4 protein-coding genes are annotated in these 3845 nt (G+C 67.5%); 2 read left to right on the top strand and 2 right to left on the bottom strand.

What is annotated here, in order from left to right:
* The first annotated feature begins 146 nt into the window (after window positions 1-146).
* Both ACFYW3_RS39100 and ACFYW3_RS39095 read left to right on the top strand, forming a co-directional pair.
* Window positions 147-503 (top strand): hypothetical protein, encoded by a 357-nt coding sequence (locus ACFYW3_RS39100; protein ID WP_351763746.1) that lies wholly within the window; start codon window positions 147-149, stop codon window positions 501-503.
* Complete coding sequence (locus tag ACFYW3_RS39095; RefSeq protein WP_389389045.1) at window positions 500-790, top strand: hypothetical protein; 291 nt, start codon at window positions 500-502, stop codon at window positions 788-790. Before ACFYW3_RS39100 ends, ACFYW3_RS39095 begins: the two co-directional genes overlap by 4 nt.
* Window positions 791-2487: 1697 nt before the next feature.
* Here the strand turns inward: ACFYW3_RS39095 and ACFYW3_RS39090 are convergent.
* Together ACFYW3_RS39090 and ACFYW3_RS39085 are read right to left on the bottom strand one after the other, a co-directional pair.
* A complete protein-coding gene (locus ACFYW3_RS39090) occupies window positions 2488-2781 on the bottom strand; it encodes a hypothetical protein (protein ID WP_389389044.1) in 294 nt (97 codons plus the stop codon).
* 822 nt (window positions 2782-3603) lie between these two features.
* The coding region (locus ACFYW3_RS39085) for a hypothetical protein (RefSeq protein ID WP_389389043.1) at window positions 3604-3845 on the bottom strand (242 nt) is incomplete at its 5' end.

Here is a 3845-nt window from a genome sequence, read left to right as displayed (position 1 = left end):
AGGGGGGACCCTGTGGGAGAGTAGGACGCCGCCGAACAATCATTGTGGGAAAGCCCCGCACCCTCTGGGTGCGGGGCTTTTCTGCGTTCCAGACCAGGTCGTCGGGTTCGGCTGGGTATCCTGGCCGCGTTCCCCAGGAGGACACGATGACAGCACAGCAGTTGGAAGACGGCGGCCCGCTCATCCCTCAGCCGGCCATGACCCGGGAAGCCCTCCGGGACGCCGTGCGCCGAATCGACATGGCGAATCTCGCCGTGCTCGACAGGGAGTGCAACGAGGCGTTCGATCGGGCCGCGGCGACGGGCGCCATCAATCCACTGCGGTTCTTCCTGATCAAGTGGGCGACGCACGTGGCCATCCAACGCTGGCCCGCCCGGGCGGCGGCTCTCCACGAAGCAGAGCGTGTCGCAGGGGATCCGAACGCGACCGAGCAGGAGTTCCGGTCAGCGATGGAGACCAGCAGCCGCATCCTGGCCGAGGCCCAGGAGGAGATCGGCCGGTGACACCCCGCGGCGAAGGCGTGCAGAACGAGACCGGCTGGGCGTGGGAATGCGATCCCGGCCGGCTGTGGGTACTCGGGGAAATGCCCGCGGAACAGCAGCGGCTGGTCGGCTCCGTCATGGACGGTCTGGTGGACCTGGCATCGATGGGCATCGACCCGAAGGACGGCAGCCTCTACGAGGACGAGCAGCCGATGCGGCTCCGTACGTACGAGGACGAACACCTGATGCTCTGGTACCAGACGATCCCGCACCGCAGCCGCGTCTACTTGAAGCGCGTCAACCTCTGACGACACCGCCGCCCCCATGACGAACCGTTCCGCGAGGGCAGCTGCGGGCCCCGGCCTCGGAGTTCACCGACGGAACGAGAGCCGCCAGGCGCCACGGCAGATCCCTGGCATCTACCGAGACTGGCTATCGCCGGCCCCCCCCCGCAGGTACGAGCACGAGCTCTCGAAGCAACTGCCACAGAGATCGATTCTTCAGACGCCGGATCCCCGTCAAGGCCCGTCCAGGAAAAGGCAGTTGTGGTTTGCTGACTCGCGCCGGGGCTGCTCCGGCGAACTGTCGGCAGGTGTGCACGATCAGGACGGCGTGCCTCGCGGGGCGGGAGTAGCCAGTGGGAGACGCGGGAGCCCGCCGATGAGGCCGGCAACGCAAACGGAGCGGGGAAGGCCGGAGGGCGGTCTCGGGCCTCGACTGCGCGGACCACAGGGCCCGACACACGGTCGAGGGCTGGGGCTGACTCGACCGGCTCAAGCGCAATCGGGCGATGACCGCAAGGCTCGAAAACCCGGGGACTGGATGAACGGGTGCCGCTACTCCCTACGGCGGCCTGGCAGCGAATCCCCGCCGTGATGCCGCCGGCACCCAACGCGGGTGACGACGTCGTGTCGGTGGGTTGGGTGGGTGGACCCCACCGATTGTCGGACCCACCAAGCACGCTGCTTGGGAGACGGCCATGGCGAATGGCAAAGCCCGGGTTGCGCCAAGCGGCCCAGGAAGAAAACCGGTCCGGACATGAGCCCTGTCCTGGCGGACTACACGAATTCATTCCGTGCGATGTCTGAGTCTCCGCCGGATCGCCATGCGCACGGTCAAGCGCAGACGGCGGAGCAGTCCGGTCACTGATGGAGACGTCCCCCGCTGGTGCGACGGCCTGACGGCGAGGCCACCGTGCACCTCCGCGCGAGATTCATCGGGCACGGCGACAGGCCGCCCGCCCATTCAGTGATCAACCACCAGGTGCGCGTCGGAGGGCCACGATCTCTCAAGTGAGTGCCTCACCGAGCTGCACTGGGTTCTCGTTCGGGTTAAGCGTCGTACTGCCTGTGGTCCACACCGTGTTCGCCGGGATCGCTCTCCTCATCGAGGAGCATCACCATTGCACGCTTGGTGTTCGTCACGACGGCCGGCGAGCAACCGCTTGATCGTCCCGATCATGCGCACGACTGCCTCCGAGACGGGTCGGGGAGGCAGCCCCTGGTCGGCCCGCTCGGGCGGATCAGGGCGTGATGGCCGTGGGCGATGGCGCCCGAGATTCTTGACGTCGACGTGGACGGCCGCGCTGACCCCCGAGCGGAGAAGGTCCCCGGATCACGTGCGCTTGCGCAGGTACTCGCGGATCGCCGGCCTGTCAGCTGATGAGGTGACGGCCTGTGGCCGGTACCTGCTGTCGGTCGCGAGGCGGATTTCGAGGCCAGCCACCGACGGACCTGCCGATGGTGAGGACTTCGGGCTCGTGGGCTCGAGCATTTCTACGGGCACGGGCACGGGCACGGGCACGGGCACGGGCACGGGCACGGGCACGGGCCGCACGCTCGTGAGTACACGCAATCGTGGAGTCGACCGAGACAACCCGGTCCAGGTCCTCATTGCTGTCGGCCTGAGCGATCACCATGGAACACCCGCCGCCAGGCGCAGTCGGCAGCCCAATTCGCAGCCAGGTACAGGTACCCCCGCGTCTGCGCGTCCGCTGAGGAAGCGGTTATGCGCCGCCGGCGGTGCCATGGGCCCGCTCGGCAGAGGTCCACCAGGCGACCAACCGGGCGGCCATCGCGTCGGGCCGCAGGCCCAAGGGGTCGAGGCCGAAGTGGTCCTTCAGCTCGTGCTGCAGGAACTCATCCACTTCCGTCTGGCCCGCACCGCCGTGAAGCCGCCCGAGCAGAGGGGCGAGCATGCAGTCGTACTCGTCTGGCACTTCGTCAGCGACGCCGATCGGATCCCACTCGTTGAGCAGATGCCGGAGGTCGCGTTCGGTAGAAGTGCTCCAGGGTTTCATTTCGCCCAGACTGCCACCCCGACACGACAGCCATTCCGGCGGCGCCGGGCGAGGAAGGCGATGGGGGAGCCAGGGTGAGCTCGCCGGCTCCACCCCGGGCCCTGCGTTCGTGGACAAGAGGCCGGACCCGGGGTGAATGGAGGGCAGGAATGCGTCCCGGCTCGCTGACGCGGCCAAGGGCGGAGCCTTGACCGACTGCTCTGGTGGCCGGCGCGGCGAGAGTGCGGGGAACGGATGACCGGCGAGCCCGGGCCGCCGCCTGTCGTTCCTTTGCCGGGCCCGGTGTCGAGAGACGGCGGCGAATGAACCGTACGAATCGTCACTGTGGACTCCACCGCGGGCTCCACTGCGGCAGTCCGCGGAGGCCGAGACGATGGCGAGGATCTCTTCCCCTTGGCGCTCCGAGGCGTAGGCGGTCTGTCGCAAAGCCGGCCGAGGAAGAGGCGCCCGAGGAAGAGGTGGGCACGCTGTGCACAGCCGCGCGGAGGCACCAACCACCAGCACGAGCTCGTGCCTGCCTGGATGGGATCGCGCCGGCTGTATCGGCCTACCAGGGTGATGGTGAAGTGGGGCCGAGGCCGAGGCCGGGGCCGTGGCGGTCCCGGGCCCCACGGTGGCCGGCGCTGTCGACGGGCAAGGGAGAGAACAACGTCGTGGTCATGTCGCGGGCGGTGGCTTGGCGGGCTCGTGGCTCGGCGGGGCGCCCTCGGGCCCGATTGGACCCCGGCCCGAGGCCGATGTAGAGTAGAACGGTTGCCTCGAGCTGAACGGTTCGGCAACACGCCCCGATGAATCGAATTCAGACAGGGCACCCTCGACTCCTCATCCAGGAATCTGAAGCCGGGAAATCCGGTGGAAAACTTCTGATAGAGTCGGACTCGCCGGAAAGGGAAACGCGAAAGCGAAGAACTGGAAAGCGAAACCCGCTTCGACCGGGAATCGGACACGAAAGAGTCTGATAGAGTCGGAAACGAAGGAAGCGCCCGGAGGAAAGCCCGAGAGGGTGAGTACAAAGGAAGCGTCCGTTCCTTGAGAACTCAACAGCGTGCCAAAAATCAACGCCA

Source organism: Streptomyces sp. NPDC002602 (assembly GCF_042889445.1).
In the GTDB taxonomy this organism is placed as follows: Bacteria; Actinomycetota; Actinomycetes; order Streptomycetales; family Streptomycetaceae; genus Streptomyces.
The sequence above is the reverse complement of the archived record's forward strand: the minus strand, read 5'-3'. Positions and strand labels throughout refer to the sequence as shown.